Annotated in this window: 7 protein-coding genes and 2 pseudogenes; 5 read left to right on the plus strand and 4 right to left on the minus strand. The window is 61.1% G+C overall.

Features of this window, described 5'->3' with window-relative positions; all coding sequences use genetic code 11:
* The first annotated feature begins 1,523 nt into the window (after nucleotides 1–1,523).
* The 4 genes and pseudogenes from J2S97_RS24165 to istB form a co-directional block, all read left to right on the plus strand.
* Nucleotides 1,524–2,575 (plus strand): annotated as a pseudogene (locus J2S97_RS24165) (IS110 family transposase).
* A gap of 36 nt (nucleotides 2,576–2,611) precedes the next feature.
* Nucleotides 2,612–3,427 carry a hypothetical protein gene (locus tag J2S97_RS18515; RefSeq protein WP_307051409.1) on the plus strand — a complete coding sequence of 272 codons (816 nt, stop codon included), beginning with the start codon at nucleotides 2,612–2,614 and terminating at the stop codon, nucleotides 3,425–3,427.
* 20 nt (nucleotides 3,428–3,447) lie between these two features.
* Complete coding sequence (locus J2S97_RS18520) at nucleotides 3,448–3,843, plus strand: Mu transposase domain-containing protein (protein WP_307051410.1); 396 nt, start codon at nucleotides 3,448–3,450, stop codon at nucleotides 3,841–3,843.
* Nucleotides 3,840–4,565, plus strand: a pseudogene (gene istB, locus J2S97_RS18525) (IS21-like element helper ATPase IstB); the annotation flags it as partial. The gene J2S97_RS18520 and the pseudogene istB, both read left to right, overlap by 4 nt.
* Before the next feature lie 50 nt (nucleotides 4,566–4,615).
* Here the strand turns inward: istB and J2S97_RS24170 are convergent.
* Genes J2S97_RS24170 through J2S97_RS18540 form a run of 4 tightly spaced genes read right to left on the minus strand, consistent with a single transcriptional unit; the run spans nucleotide 4,616 to nucleotide 11,088 of the window.
* The gene (locus J2S97_RS24170) at nucleotides 4,616–5,710 is read right to left on the minus strand and encodes a hypothetical protein (RefSeq protein ID WP_444875937.1); all 1,095 of its coding nucleotides are present in this window, start codon (nucleotides 5,708–5,710) and stop codon (nucleotides 4,616–4,618) included.
* Nucleotides 5,710–7,452, minus strand: a complete 1,743-nt coding sequence (locus J2S97_RS18530) for a hypothetical protein (RefSeq protein WP_307051412.1) — start codon at nucleotides 7,450–7,452, stop codon at nucleotides 5,710–5,712. The genes J2S97_RS24170 and J2S97_RS18530 overlap by 1 nt, the downstream gene beginning before the upstream one ends.
* 4 nt (nucleotides 7,453–7,456) lie before the next feature.
* Nucleotides 7,457–10,225 carry a hypothetical protein gene (locus J2S97_RS18535; RefSeq protein ID WP_307051413.1) on the minus strand — a complete coding sequence of 923 codons (2,769 nt, stop codon included), beginning with the start codon at nucleotides 10,223–10,225 and terminating at the stop codon, nucleotides 7,457–7,459.
* Entirely contained in the window at nucleotides 10,225–11,088 is an 864-nt protein-coding gene (locus J2S97_RS18540) for a hypothetical protein (RefSeq protein WP_307051414.1), read from the minus strand. Before J2S97_RS18540 ends, J2S97_RS18535 begins: the two co-directional genes overlap by 1 nt.
* Before the next feature lie 917 nt (nucleotides 11,089–12,005).
* Between J2S97_RS18540 and J2S97_RS18545 the strand changes: the two genes are divergently transcribed.
* The gene (locus tag J2S97_RS18545; RefSeq protein WP_307051415.1) at nucleotides 12,006–12,833 is read left to right on the plus strand and encodes an AfsR/SARP family transcriptional regulator; all 828 of its coding nucleotides are present in this window, start codon (nucleotides 12,006–12,008) and stop codon (nucleotides 12,831–12,833) included.
* Nucleotides 12,834–14,883: the final 2,050 nt, after the last annotated feature.

Consider the following 14,883-nt stretch of genomic DNA (forward strand, 5'->3'; position numbering starts at 1 on the left):
GCCGGCGCCCTGCCTGCGTCGGGTATTCCGGACGGCCAGGCGGTTTTGCCGCGGTGTTGGGCTTGAGTGGAACCCTCTCAGTCGGGTCTCCTAAACGCCGATAACGGACGTTTCGTCACAACGGGGGAAGCCCCTCCTGACGCGCGCTTTCTGGAGCTGGAATATGGCAAAAAGAGAGTGTGGACAATGTCCACATTTATAGCTTCGGACTGGGCTGTACATCGGTCGGATCGGGCCGGATTCCGCATGATTCCCGGAGATCCCAATGATTGCAGGGGCGGGAATGCAGTTCGAGTCCCACCTCGGGCACAGCATATCCCCTCGTCAGAGGGGTTTTTGCTTTAACGTGTTGACATGGCTTGTGGTGGCGTCCCTCTGACGCTAGGTGCGCGGGCTGTGGCCTGGCCGCCGCGGAGCCTATTCAGGTGTGTGGGTGGCGGGTTCAAGTCCCTAGCTGGTGTGCCTTCCGCCTGCTGTGGTGGGTTAGATGCTTGCTCGTTCCGGTTTGTCTGGTTGGTCGTGGGTGGCCAACACCTATTCATGGTCGGGAGCGGCGGGTACGACATGACGTCGCAGACTCCTGTACGAAAATTTTCTTGGCGGGCTCCTCTAAGACCTCACGGAGCCCTAAGTGCTCGTTTTTCTGCCAAAGTGGGTGTGGACACTGTCAACACTTATGTCTGCTTTAGGGGAATCCTTCCTGGGACGTAAGGCATGGAAGGGAATCTCGGATCACGAGGCATATGGAGGTCTGAAGCCGCGGGGGAGGGAGTCAGCGACCATGAGAATCAGAGCGGCAAACATCGAAGCTGACGTGGCTTCGAATCGTACAAAGCAGTCTGGGGAGTGGGGCGCCATGACTAACTGGATTGGACCTGACCTCGGACACCTTAAATGGTTGGCCGGAGGGCAGATGCTCGCGGTGTAGCCGCTCGGTAACCAGCCTCACTTCGCTTTGCAAGTTTCGCTAGCTTTTGGCCCGTCAGCTTTGGGTGTACTTGAAATGTGAGACGCACCGAGCCTGGCGACGCTGATCTTAAGACAGCGTCCCGCGGTTCCGGGTACGTACTCCAAGGCGTGAAGCGTCGTGCGTGCTAGCTCAGGCCAACCGAAATTGATTCCAGAAGCGGCCCGCTTTATAGCCGGCCCACCAATGGCCGGTGAGCTGGAGGGCTTGTGCAGGAAACTGGTCAGCGTCCCGGCCGGGATCGCTTCTATTGCCCGTAAGATGCGTCTTCACAGTCCCGAGCTAGACGATATGAGGGGAGTGATGGGGCTGCCGTGGGCAGGGGTCCGGTCCTTCTGGAGTCCATTATCGCCCGGCGGATCCGGGCCGCGAGCGTGGGGGCGGCGGGTTTTGTTCATGGGGCCGATGCGTTCCGGATCCTGTCGCCGGGCGGTGTTGGCCTCTGTCAGAAGGACCTGGCGAGTTGGGCTGGAACCTTCTCTTCAAGATGACGTGGGTTGTCCCCAGACTTAATCCATTGGGGCAGAGCCACATTTGAAGTTTGGAGGTTCCAGCTATGCAGGAGCGTACTCACGTGGGCTTGGATGTCCACGCCCTCACGGTCGTCGCCTGCGCGATCGACGGCGAAACAGGTGAGATGGTCCGGGCCCAACTGTCACCGGACCACGGTGAAATTCTCGCCTGGATCCAAGCACTCCCGGGCCCGTCCCGTGTGGTTTACGAGGCAGGGCCTACCGGCTTTGTCCTGGCCAGGGTCCTGCGGGAGGCCGGCGTCGACTGCCTGGTCGCGGCCCCGTCCAAGCTCCAGCGACCCTCCGGTGACCGGGTGAAACGGACAGGAACGATGCTCTGCATCTGGCCCGGCTGCTGAAACTGGACCAGATCACCGAGGTCGCCGTCCCGGATCCCGGGCAGGAAGCGGCCCGGGACCTGGTCCGGGCCAGGGAAGACACCCGCGGGGACTTGATGCGCGCCCGGCACCGCGTCTCCAAACTGCTGCTGCGCCAAGGCATCCGTTACAACGGCGGAGACACCTGGACCCGGGCCCACATGAGCTGGCTCTACCGCCAACGCTTCGATTCCCCGGCCCTGCAACTGGCCTACGACCTCGCCGTCGAAACCCTGGACCGGCGCGATCGCCTTGACAAGGCCATCACCAAGATCGCCTACGAGAGCGAATACACCCCTGTCGTCAGGGCACTGGAATGCCTGCGCGGGATCTCCACGATCACGGCGTTCGGCCTGGCCGTGGAGATCGGAGACTGGAACCGGTTCACCGGCCGCACGATCGGTGCCTACCTCGGCCTTGTCCCCAGCGAGAATTCCTCCGGCCAGCACCGCTCCCAAGGCGGCATCACCAAGACCAGGAACACCCACGCCCGACGGCTTTTGATCGAGGCCGCCTGGCACCACCGACGAGCCTACACACGGCCTTCCGCGCTGATGCGCTCCCGGTGGGAGGCAGCAACCTCCGCATCCCGGACCCGCGGACAGGCCGGCAACCGACGCCTGCACGAACGGTGGCTCGTTTATTTGGAACACCGGAAACGGCCCGTGATTGCCAACGTGTTAACGCCAACCGAAAATAGGGCCAGGAACGCCAACTGAAAATAGGGCCACCGACCACTATGGAAGGTGATCAATTTGGATGATTGGGCGGAGATACGCCACCTGTTTTCGACGGGCAAGCACTCGAAGCGGGAGATCGGCAGGATCGTGGGGGTTTCCCGCGGAACGGTGGACCGGGCACTGAAGTCGGACCGGGCGCCGAAGTACCAGCGGGCATCCGGGGTATCGAGTTTTGATGACTTTGCTCCCAGGGTGCGGGAGTTGTTGGTGAAGACGCCGACGATGCCGGCCGCGACGCTGGCGGAGCGGGTGGGCTGGTCCGGTTCCGCGTCGTTGTTCCGGGCGAAGGTCGCCGTGATCCGGCCCGAATACGCACCGCCTGATCCGGCCGACCGTTTGGTCCACGAGCCGGGGTTCCAGGTCCAGTGCGATCTCTGGTTCCCGCACGAGCCGCTGCCCGTCGGTGAGGGCCAGTCCGACACGCCGCCGGTGCTGGTGATGACCTCGGCGTTCTCGGGATTCATCCAGGCGCGGATGCTGCCGTCGCGGACGACGCCGGACCTTCTGGGCGGAATGTGGACTCTGTTGCAGGACGCGCAGGCGGTTCCGTCCAGGCTGCTGTGGGACAACGAGTCCGGCATCGGTAGGCGCCGGCCCACGGAGCCGGTGGCCGCGTTCGCCGGGTCCCTGGGATTGGAGATCAAGCTGCTTCCGCCGCGGGATCCGGAGTCCAAGGGCATGGTCGAGCGGATGAACAGGTTCTTCCGGCAAGCTTCATGCCGGGCCGGGACTTCCGGTCACCAGCGGACTTCAACGGCCAGTTGGAAGACTGGCTGCCCAAAGCGAATCACCGGTATTCACGGTCCCGCCACGGCCGCCCGGACGAGCTGATCGTCCTGGACCGGGAAAGGATGCGGGAACTGCCGCCGGTGAGCCCGGAAGCGGTGTTCCGCAACGCGGTGCGGCTCCCGCGGGATTACTACGTGCGGGTGTTCTCCAACGACTATTCCGTGGACCCATCATTCATCGGGCGGATCGTGGATGTCATCGCTGACCTGGATACCGTCTGGGTCACCCACGACGGGGTCATCATCGCCACACACGTCCGGGCATGGGCCCGGCACCTGGTCCTGACCGACCCCGCCCACGTGGCCCGCGCAGCGGTGATGCGCCGGGACTTCCGAACCCAAAGAGTCCACCGCCCCGAACCCGATGAAGCAGTGGAGGTACGGGATCTGGCCGCCTACGACGAGATCTTCGGCATCGACCTCGGCCAGCAGCCTGCGCTTCTCGAGGTGGCCTCATGACCGGGACACCGTCACAGATTGAGTACTACGCCAGGGCACTGCGAGCACCGCGGATCAGCGACGGGTTCCGCCGGCTCGGGGACCAGGCCCGGGACGCCGGCTGGTCCCATGAGGAGTACCTGGCCGCCGTCCTCTCCCGTGAAGTCTCCGAACGCGAAGCCTCCGGAGCGGCGACACGGATCAAGGCCGCGAGGTTCCCGGCCCACAAGGATCTGGAAGAGTTCAACTTCGACCACCAGCCCTCCGCGGACCGGAACCTCATCGCGCACCTGGGCACCGGGGTGTTCCTCTCCGAAGCCAAAAACGTGGTCCTCCTCGGGCCGCCCGGCACCGGCAAAACCCATCTCGCGGTCGGCCTCGGCATAAAGGCAGCCAAGGCAGGGCACCGAGTACTCTTCGACTCCGCGACCGGCTGGGTCGCCCGGCTCCAGGAAGCCCACTCCCGCGGGAAACTCGCCCAGGAACTAGTCAAACTCCGCCGCTACAGCCTCCTGGTGGTCGACGAAGTAGGCTACATCCCGTTCGATCAGGACGCCGCGAACCTGTTCTTCCAGCTCGTCTCCAGCCGCTACGAACACGCCTCCATGATCCTGACGTCGAACCTCCCGTTCGCCCGCTGGGGCGACGTCTTCGGAGACCTGACCATCGCCTCGGCCATGATCGACCGGATCGTCCACCACGCCGAGGTCATCAGCCTCAAAGGCAACAGCTACCGGCTCAAGAAACACCAGCCCGCCGCTGCAAATCACGGGCTAGCTGATTTTGGGCCACGTCACCGCTTCGTAGGAAGCACTCGCTGGTTCCATGCCTTGAGAAAGGCGACGGCAAAGTCCATCAATCCCGGCACTGGCACCCCGACCGTCCTCATCAGGTACCTACCGGGGGTGATCTCGATGCCGCGCGCAGCGCCCTCGTAATAGGCGGTCAACAGTGGCACCTCAGCGCCTGACAAACCGCTGTGAACGGGCAGGTGAACCTTTTCAGGCGGAACGAAAAGCCCGCCTAAGACCACCCCTCGCTGTTTGATCCGCGCCAAGACCCTGTCCTGCTGTTCGGGCGCATCATGTCTTCCCCGTAGTCCAGACTTTGCCTCGTCAATGTTGGTTAGTAGCACATGTCCGGCGGCATTCCAGCAACCCACCACCCCGTCGGAGAGCGGTTTGTTGTCCCCGTCCAGCACCTCGTCGTAATACACCGGCGGGCCAAACTCCTCCGGTGTCACGCTCCGCCCGGCCGCTTCGCCGGGTGAAGATGGCGTGATAAGGTGCCGTCGCAACGCCTCGTTGAATGCGCGGCGTTTCCTGTCCCCATCGCTCAGGGCTGCCCTGAACTCAGGCGTCAATTTACGGGCCTCTTGGAACAGGAGTCCCGCAAGATTGTTCGCTTGGCCGCCTTCCCTTCCCTCCGCAGGGAATGCCCACATGGCTGGCCGCTGGAGAAGTGCGGCGATTTCCGTCGGAGAGGGCGATCCCAGAAGTTGGTAAAGCTTCTCGAACTCGGGTCGCTGCTTGCGTATCTCAGCCACGACATCATGGATTGCGGCAATCATCTCGGGTTGAGATGCGTAGGCAGGTCGTCGAGCTTGCTGTTTGACGCTATCGCTGGCATGGCGCCCCAGCACGGTCGCAGGTGGCGGATGCAGCGCGGAACCCAGGTTCCGCTCTTCGAGGGCTGCAATAGTGCTGGCCCGCTTGTTCCCTACCGCTTCCCTAAGCGCTTGTATCGCATTGCTCTGCTCGGCAGCCGACCTTTTCGCAACGTACTCGAGGGCGTCGTCTAGGGTCAGGAACGACTTTTGTGTGTAGCGGGTAAGGGCTATTAACTTCTGTTGTCGGCGCTTCGCCCTATCCCGGCTCCTACTGCCCATCAGAGGAAGCTCTCGAGCATCATCACGTTGTCGAGCCACTGAAGGTCTACCCGATCGATACGCAAAACGAACACACCAATATCCGTCACCGGTATACCAACATCAAGAAGTAGCTCCAACAGCCCCGTATCCTTTGGACGTTCGGCGATCACGGCACCCACCGCAACCAGCCAGTCCAACCCCTCCTCTTCAATAACAGACCCCGTGAGCAGGGCCTTGAACTCTGCGTCGCGGGCAAGAAGGCCCCTGACGCCTTGGATAGCGCCGTGCGCGTAGAGGGCTCCCTCCAGCAGGATAGGAATTTTCACCGGGAACAGGATCAGGGCCATGTTAAACACCCAGTTCAGCGCTCCGACGCCCATCTCGATGATTTTCTTTTGCCTGGCGCTATCCCTCAATGCCCGCCGGTAGTACAGGGCAACCGTGGAAGCGAATCGACCCGAAGTTCCTTCCAGATCTTGCACGGCGGCTGCCACCAGAGATTCGGACGCGAGTGGCTCCACTGCCTCGCTTTCGGCAGGGAGCCGATCAAGAAGCGTTTGCTCAGGTCCGTCGCGCAATACCTGGGGCCACACTGCTTCGGCGCGTAGGCCAGCCACCAATGAGTTCTTGTCAGCAGAGAACTTCTCAGTGACATCGATAATGTCGTGCAACATTTTGTAGAGACAGCCGGCAAGTTGATCATCTGTAACCTTGGTGATGCTCAATGCGATAGGCACGGCCCACGGGTGGTTGGAGCGGCCGGCCTGTGCCAGCTCCTTCGCCAGCATGTCGCAATGGATCCGGTGCTCTGTCCCGAGTTTTTCGAGCTCTGCCCCCACTTCCTCGAACGGTCGGTCGCTGCCACCTATACGCAACGACCAGAGCATTCGCTCAACGATTCGGATCCGTTCGACTCGCGCATACAGCGGCTCAACCATCGCTCTCAGCTCAGCGACACTCGTGGAGCCCATACCGGCGCCGGCAGCGACTGCATCCTCCTGGGCATCGACGAAGTAGTACCCCCAAATGAGTTGGGGCGTGGTCGCAAAGTCTTGAACACCCTTTGTGTATCGGTCCGGTTTGTACTTCGACAGGGCGCCGATAGCCATGAGGTGAGATCTGTCTGCCCGGAGAACTGCCTGATTGTCAACGTGCTTCTCCAGCGCCTCCAGCCCGCTTACGATCAACCCGGCCAGCACACTGGTGGCTGCTTCGACGGCTTCACGCGCGCGCCTCCATCGGCTTACGTATTCTTTTGCCGTGGCGATGTCCTCTTCGGTTGGTGGATAACCGCTGCGATCTTGGGTCCCCACAGCCTGGACATCGGGCGGTCTTCCCGCCTCGTCGAGCACAGCCCTTGCCCGGGCAGATTCGACGTCTGTGATCGCGACCAACTGGTCCACCGCCGTCCTGACGTCGCTCCAGCCACCGATCGCGTACAGCCCTACCAGATCCTCTAGAAGACCATCCGGATCTACGGCTATGTCGAACTTCTGGTCGCGGACGTGAATCGTGGCGTCGTCATCCGCCGGCTCAGTGCCTTGAACCTCCAGCGCAGCTTCGCGGCCCTTGCCGACGGCTATATCAGCGGCGGCCAGCGCGTCTTGCAGCGCGGCTTCAACAAAACGATAACGTGCCAGACCAGCATCCGCCGGGTTCCCGAACACCGGTGGATGGGCCTCATAGGAGTTGATCAGCAGCAAGTCACTCGGCGCGAGCCCGTCGGCGACCGCCTGATACTCCTCGTCCGGGACGGCCATCGCGTCACGCCTGCGTCGGCCTCTGGATGTCTACCGACAGCCGAGGAACGGGCTCGTGCGGATCTTCCAGCCGTGGTGGCTGCGCCGCCAAACGAGCCTCCAAGCGCTTCGCCTCGGCCGTTGCCTGCCGTACTTGCGCTGTGCGAAGCTCGATGTCCAGTCGCCGCGATTCTTCAATGAAATCCTCGCAGGCGCTGCAACGACCGAGCCTGGCCTCGATCGTTAGTCCGGGGGACGGCAACTGCATCGTGTCTTCCCCCGCGGTGACGTCTATTGCCGTTTTGAAATCGTCCAAGAACTCTTGGCCGCTCTGTATGACCTCGTGATTCAGAGGCACTAGCAGCTTCGATCCGATCTGACTCACAACACGAGGCTGGAAAAAGCCGGGCTCGAAGCTCGTCAGCAAGCCTGCCATGGACTGTTCAATGTGATCGAGCTGTTCCTGCGGTGGAAGCGCTAGAAAAAGTGCGAACGAGTAGTGCTCGGCGTGTTCCTGCAAGTGCAGTTCGAGCACCTCGGCCCGTTCCTTAGCTAGGGCGTAGTCGCGGATCGGGAAGTCGTTCTCAATGCGGTCTTCGTCGTTCTGTTGGTTTTGATTCTTCTGTTGCTCCTGAATCAACTTCTTTGTATCAGCGCTGATCCCCCCGCTTTTTACTCCGTCCAGAAAAGCCCGATAAACCTTTGTGAACTGCTCAATTTGCGTGCCGAGGCCGGCGTCCTCCGCCTCCAGCAGGCCCACCCTCAGAATCTCCGTCCACCACCATCCCCAGTCTGCGGCTTGCTTGACGTGGTAAGGCCCATGCGGTCCCCACATTGCCGGACGCAGAAGGCCCTGCTTGACTTCCTGGGGCTCGAGGTTCAGCTGTGACGGTTTCGGCATAGCCGTCGCCTCCGGCATGACCGCGGCAAGCCGCGGGCCCCACTCCCGGATCTGGGGAGGCGTTTTCTCGGCCGCGAGCTCGGTCAGTGTAAGCGTGAGCTGTGAGAAGGAACGTAGGAGCAGTTGCTGTGCCAGCCACCGTTTGCCAGCGTCGAGATCATGAGGCAATACCTGGCCCTTCTTCGTCCCCAGGGTGGGAACGTCTTCCCCCAGGCAGGTTAGGGCAGTGTCTAACTTCGTGGCATTCCCTTCGTCAAGCAACTTGCGTGCGGTGGCTTGGAGATTGGCCAAGTAACCGTTGGCTGCTCTTTCTTCGTCCGAGATCCCTGTTTGCGGAGTGGGGGAGTCGTTAGGTGCGGCCGGAAGCGGATCTTTCCGGTCCTGGCGGCGAACTGCGATCTCTGCTTGCTCAATCTCACGAGCACGCAGGAACCGGATGGCTTCAAAGCCAGGGCTTAGTCCACGGTCCAGGAGTGCGTCGCGTAACGCGGCTTCGTGCTGGCGAATGAACTGCTCGGAGAAGGCATGCTCGGCGACCGGGTTCGGAATCATCGCACAGAAACGCATTGCGTCTTCGTTGAACTCGGTCCGGATCTTATAGTGGGTGAGGATCTCGAAGTAGTCCAAGTTCAAGGTGTGGCACATGTTCGGGTTGCGGACCTTGCGGGTGATCCGTTGCTCGCTGCCACTCTCGGTGGTCTCGGTGACTTTGGTCGATCGCTGTACTTTCACCCGAGCAGATGACTTTCTCACTCCCTCCCGGATCGCCTTGGTGGTCGTGCGTGCAACGCTGTCCGCGTTTGTCTTGTCGCGCGCGTCCACGTTAGCGCCGATTTTGATCTTGACCGGGCCAGGGTTGTACTGAATATCAACGGAACCACCGCCCTTTAGCTCGAACTCTTCCTTCTTGGTCAGCTCGCGAAGCACCTCGGTACTGTCTTGTGTTTTTTCTTCCTCCTCGGCCGACATCTCGCTATCCGTGGAGGAGGATTGCTCAAGCGTCTTCTTACGCCGGTCCCAAGTGAAGAGCTCGATGGTTACCTCCTCCTGAGGTGCGAGAGCCAGCGACTGCAGGAGACGACCGCGTGAGAAGCCTTCGAGCGTCCACGACTGCTTCCACTCGAAGTACAGGGCGAGGATTACGCCGCTCAGGTCGGGCGGACTGAGGAGTCGCGTGGGGCTGTAGCTGTTGTTGGTGACCGTACCCTTGGACGGCTCAATCGTCATCGTCGGCCCGGCGGCCACCCTGCCGGGGGCGCCTTCGACCGTGGCAACGCTGGCATTTAGTGCCCCTCCTGCCGACGGCTGGGTCTTCTTGAGGTGGACGGTTATCTCGTAGTCTTCGTAGACGACACCTACCTCCCCATCCTGGGCGAGAGCTGTTGCCTGAGCAGGCGTCATGGCAAACATGATCCTCGTGGCACCCGACAACGCCCACGGGCCAACCAGATATGACGCCAAATCAGCCTCGTCGACCCAGTGAGAGACCTTGATCAAAACTTCCCTGCCACCGCCGTTGCCGCCATCCATGCGCCCGCGAGTATTCATGAGACTGGCAAGGCCTGTGTCCACGGCGGGCGATGACCGGGAGTCGGATGTGAACGAGCTGGCTTCCGCTGCCTTGAGCCCCAGAAGCTCACCGAGGGAGATCCGCTCCTGACCGGCGAGGCTCAGGGTGCCATCGGCGCGGGCGCCGCCGCCGGTGGCTCCTGCGCCCTTCTTTCCGCCCCCACTGTCGAGTTTTTTGCCGACTTCAACAGGGAGCTCACGGTCGCCGATGACGAGCTTTACCGGGCAGAACTGGCCAAAGCGAAACTCCTGGAGCAACTCCCCAGCGGGCAGCGACCGTCCGCAAGCGCCATCGATGAATAATTCAGGCTCGGCCCCTGCCATCAGCTGTTTCCACCCCGTCTACCGGTCAGACTGCCGGGCTCATGCCAGGCCTTCAGCGCTGCGTTCCAGGTGTAGCACCGCGTGATTAGCTGAGCGAGCTCGTCATCGCCTTGGCTCTCGTCGAACAACATAACCGCGGTGATAGCCTCACCACCGCGGTGGGCGACGCGCTGAAGGGCGCTAAACCCCTCCCTGGTCAGCCGCCGCTCCGGTGCCAGCTCGAGCGCCTTGGATATCTCCTCAACCAGCTTGTCGCCATTTGAGTCGGTCCGGTACGGCCACTGCTCCTCGGGCCTGCCTGTAAGACCGAAGACGGCAATCACGTCTTTGTCGCGGAGAATAGGGTAGGAATGATCGTCAGCTATGCTCTGCAATGATGACGAACGGCTCCACGTCACGGAAGCACCCGAAACTCCAGCGAGGTAATCACGGAAGGGCCGATGCTCCGTCCGGACCCGTTCGCGAAGCATCGGGATACCTGTCGCCTGACTCCACTCCGCAAACGTAGATGCGGCCGCAAGTAGCCCGTCCCGAAGTCGTACAAAATCGCTCGTCGCCCCGGGCGAGTCCGACGGACCAAACACCGGTTCATACATCGCTTTGCGCTGAACATACGACGGAAAATTCTCATCGTAACCGACGCGTGCCCGCAGACGGGCGAGCCCTAGAGTCGTGGGGGCTTGTAAGTCCACGTACAGGTGCGGACGAAACAAGAAGTCGCCCGCAACTTGGCAGGCCAATTCGATGAGCGGGTCGAGTCTGGCATAAGTGTAGAGCCCAGCCACCTCAAATCCACCGCCTGTTACCGTGTCGAAGGAGGCTCGGTCCGAGATGTCCAGGGTTTTTTTGTCTTTCAGGGACAATTCGGCTGCGGGAGCCGCTGGCACAGGGGGCCTATTAACCATTTCAGTGACCCTACTCTCAACTGGGCAACCAGTTTGGGTTGCCGCCCCGAATTTTGCACTGACCCCATTTCCCAAGGCGGTCCGCACCGGGGGGTCACCACTCTGGGTCGTTCGCCACCAAAAGGCCATCGCATCTCCCAATGCGCTGTCGTTGACCACAGTAGCCAGAGTTCGTTCGCTGAAACGGACGCTACGCAGGCTGCCATTACCGTAGCGTTATTGCCATCGACCAGGCCCCGGGCACGGAGTGCAAAAGCGGACGACTTCGGCCTGGGGTGGTCGTGAGCCCGTGTGGGTGGTCGGGAGCGATCCCTCCGGCTGCGGCATCGAGGACTCGGCTCCGACCAGTGCGGCTGCGATGGTGGGACGCGTCAGGAGATTCCGCTCTATTCGCATGTCACAGCAAAGCTGCTGACGGTGAAATCGCGATGCCTTTGGCATCGAGCATGTGGTTCTCGATGTGGGCGGTCTTGGCCAGAAGGCCCTGATGCGTGTCTTTTCCGGGCCTGGTGCGCCCGGCCCGCAGCCCTTTTCGCGCATGATGCCCCCACGGTCAGTGCAGGGACCCTCACCGCGCGTCCAGCGGCAGGGTCAGCTGATCGCGGCCGGCTCAGCCGAGGCTCGGGAGAGCTTCAACGCCCGGAAAAGCCACACCACAAGAAGTGGTTGGGGCGATCTATTTACCCACAGGTCTGAGGGTGCCTGAGATGGGGGCCACGGCCAACGGACAGCCGGCTGACCACTCCGGCAGAGCTTTAGAACGATTGTCAGACTCCGGAGTGGACTATCTCTTTAGAACCAGCGTGTGACGGTTGGTACTCCTGAGCCTCAAGGGTGCTACTGACCACGCATATTCCTCCTCGGGAAACTGCCAGATGACGCAGGCCATTGACAGCCCGCGCCTGACTGCGGAAAGTCATTCCTACATCTGTTCCAGCTCTTCAGACCCACGCTGGATTTTGGGGGTACCCATGGGCAACGACGGCTATGGTTTTCAGTTAAGCCTGCTTCAATCGTGGCAACTTCTCCGCGGCACCGACATCGTACACGTTGCAGCACGGCAACAACGACTCATCACTGCGCTGGCCATCAACGGGCCCCGTCCCCGAGGTTTTCTCGTCGGTTTATTGTGGCCTGAGTGTCGCGAGCCCAGGGCACTCGAAAGCTTGCGCGTTAGCATCCATCTCATCTCGCGGCAGGTCCCAGGCCTGCTCATCAATGGTGGGGCGGTGCTGTCGCTAAGCGAACTGGTCGACGTCGACCTCCACCGAGTCCGCGCCCAGATCCGGGAACTGAGCCGAGCTGGACTTAATGGAAACGTGGCCTCATGCCTGCACCAGCTACGGGACGCCGACTTGCTCCCGGGCTGGTACGACGACTGGGTGCTCTTCGAACAGAGCAGATTGCGGCAGGACCGGCTTCACGCATTTCAGATCATCGCTCGCGAGTCGCTCAAGCGATGTGACTGTGACTCCGCCGTGGCTGCGTCGGAGGCAGCACTGGAAATCGAACCGCTCTATGAAAGTGCCCTTGGACTTCTCATTCAGGCTCAAAGGCAGCAGGGCAACTATGCTGCGGCGGTCCAGGCCTTCGAGAAATACCAAGCGAAGCTGGATGAAGACATGGGGCTTGTGCCTTCGGACGCCATTCGGCGCTTCATAGCGGACATTTCGTCACAACCAGGCGCCAAGAGAACGACCTAGACCTTGTCTGGGGGGTTGGTTTGGCCAGACAGCCACTGGTGCACCACGCTTAGCACCTTGTCCGGATCCGCGGTGGAGACAGTTCTGGGTTCACCGCTTGGGTCTTCGCCGTACGTAATCCTGGCACGAAGACTTGGCGTCTGGTCTGGTTCGTGCCATGTGCGGATGACTAGCGTGCTCATGGACGGCATCGCCGTGTCTGATTCGTCTTCATGGGAGATTCCTGGCGGACGATCATCGTTGGTCATGCTATTTCACCTTACTTTGAGCGCATCCGCCGTGGTTTTTTAGCCGAGAGCCGCTGTGGACGTCCCGCCAACAATTGGACTCGGCAACCGGACGTCCCCGGCTGCTTTGATCCTTCTGCACATGAATCAGGAATCAGATTACGTTTACTAAAGGTTTGCTCAAGATCGTCGGCGCTGGCTGACTCAATGTGAGCGTACGTTGCGGCCCTGCGTATGGACGCACTGATGGTAGCGCGTCCGTAACGCCTCAAGTGCTCAAATGGTTGAGGTCTCAGACGCTGTTCCGATGGTGCTCAACAGGGTGATGCCACACGCTTTCGACATGTCGGTGCCACTCGCGAGTATTTAGCGATCACCCTTCTCCAAGCGGGTGGTTTGCATCATCGACACCGGGTCGGGGAGGAAGTCGTGAAGGATCAAGAGGCTCGTCAGAGACTGACCGAGAATATTGAGCTGCGACAGTCAGCGATCAAGCTTCTTCTGCGACAGGACGGCCCTCGTCGGAACAGGCTGGCCACGACAAGCGTGGTTGGTAGCGCGTTGGCTGCGGGCTTTACAGCGGGCCCCGCATTTGGCGGGCCCAAGTTCGCTGCGGGGGTCCAAGGAGCACTGACGTTGGAACAAAGTTCCATAGTTTGGCAGGTGCTCTGTTTGGCAGCGATGCTGATGTCCGTCGTCGCTGCTGTGTCGACCAACTTGGCTAACTCGCACTCAGTGGCCGCAAAGGTCAGTGCAGCAGAGGCCTGCAATGCCCAGTTCGAGGGTTGCAAACGGCGTTGAACTTCGGACGCCTCCCTTTGGAAGATGCCATTCAGCTCTTTCAGCAATACACGACCCAAGTAGCGTTCGTAGACGATGCGGAAGACAAGACTACTTCACCGCGGTGACGAACGTTAGGTCGGAACCGGCAGTAGAGACAAGGGTTTTCCGCAACCGGTCTGCCCTACTTCGGTGGATACTTTGCAGCAGGGTATCTGCCAGGGCTGCCAAGAGCCGCGCACATTCGAAGTCGAGTGCCGGCGGTCGGGAACGGAGGAAATTGATGTGTGGACAATGTCCACACTTTGGGCTTCGGACTGGGCCGTACTGGTGGCGGACTGGGCCGGATTCGGGATGTTTCCGGAGGACCCCAGTCGTTGCAGGGGCGGGAATGCAGTTCGAGTCCCACCTCGGGCACGCATAACCCCTCGTCAGAGGGGTTTTTGCTTTAATGTGTGGACATTCATTCTCGACGCGTCCCCTGACGCTGTTCGCGGTCTGGGCCTGGCGCCGCGGTCGCCTATTCGGTTGTGTGGGTGGCGGGGTCAGGCCCCTGGCTGATGGGCCCTCCGCTTGCTGGAATCTGGGGTATGTGCCGTCCTATCTGGCAGTTCCGATGGCCGGTTGTTGGCCCTCACTAGTTCATGGCCACGAGTTGTGCTGACGACATGACCAAGCCGAATTGTCTTCGAGGATCTTCCTCGGATAGCTGCTTGCTGCGAGCCAGACAGAGGACGCTCATGGCGTGTCTGTCCGGCCAAAGGGGGTGTGCAAATTGTGCACGCGTTTGTGCACGGGGTGGCTTTCGACCCGCATTTTGATCCCTTTCTCATGGTTCTGCCCTCACCACTTCATGCAGGTCTCTGTTGCAGGCGACATGACTTTGCGGCCCCGGATCGTAGGTTTCGTTGGACGTTCCGGGTTCAGCGGGAACGTCTTTGGGGTCATCTGTGGCTGGCGTACGATCCGTCACAGAGTCCAGGTGTGTGGGACCGGGGCTGTTGTTTCCGGGGCCGTTGCTGGTTTGGTTGATCAGTGCGACC

It is taken from the genome of Arthrobacter oryzae, assembly GCF_030812315.1.
Taxonomy (GTDB): Bacteria; Actinomycetota; Actinomycetes; order Actinomycetales; family Micrococcaceae; genus Arthrobacter; species Arthrobacter oryzae_B.

Excerpts from the sequence above, each read along its gene's own strand:
- J2S97_RS18520 (WP_307051410.1), top strand. The coding sequence starts at position 3,448 with ATGCGGGAACTGCCGCCGGTGAGCCCGGAAGCGGTGTTCCGCAACGCG.
- J2S97_RS24170 (WP_444875937.1), bottom strand. The coding sequence starts at position 5,710 with ATGGGCAGTAGGAGCCGGGATAGGGCGAAGCGCCGACAACAGAAGTTA.
- J2S97_RS18530 (WP_307051412.1), bottom strand. The coding sequence starts at position 7,452 with ATGGCCGTCCCGGACGAGGAGTATCAGGCGGTCGCCGACGGGCTCGCG.
- J2S97_RS18535 (WP_307051413.1), bottom strand. The coding sequence starts at position 10,225 with ATGGCAGGGGCCGAGCCTGAATTATTCATCGATGGCGCTTGCGGACGG.
- J2S97_RS18545 (WP_307051415.1), top strand. The coding sequence starts at position 12,006 with ATGACGCAGGCCATTGACAGCCCGCGCCTGACTGCGGAAAGTCATTCC.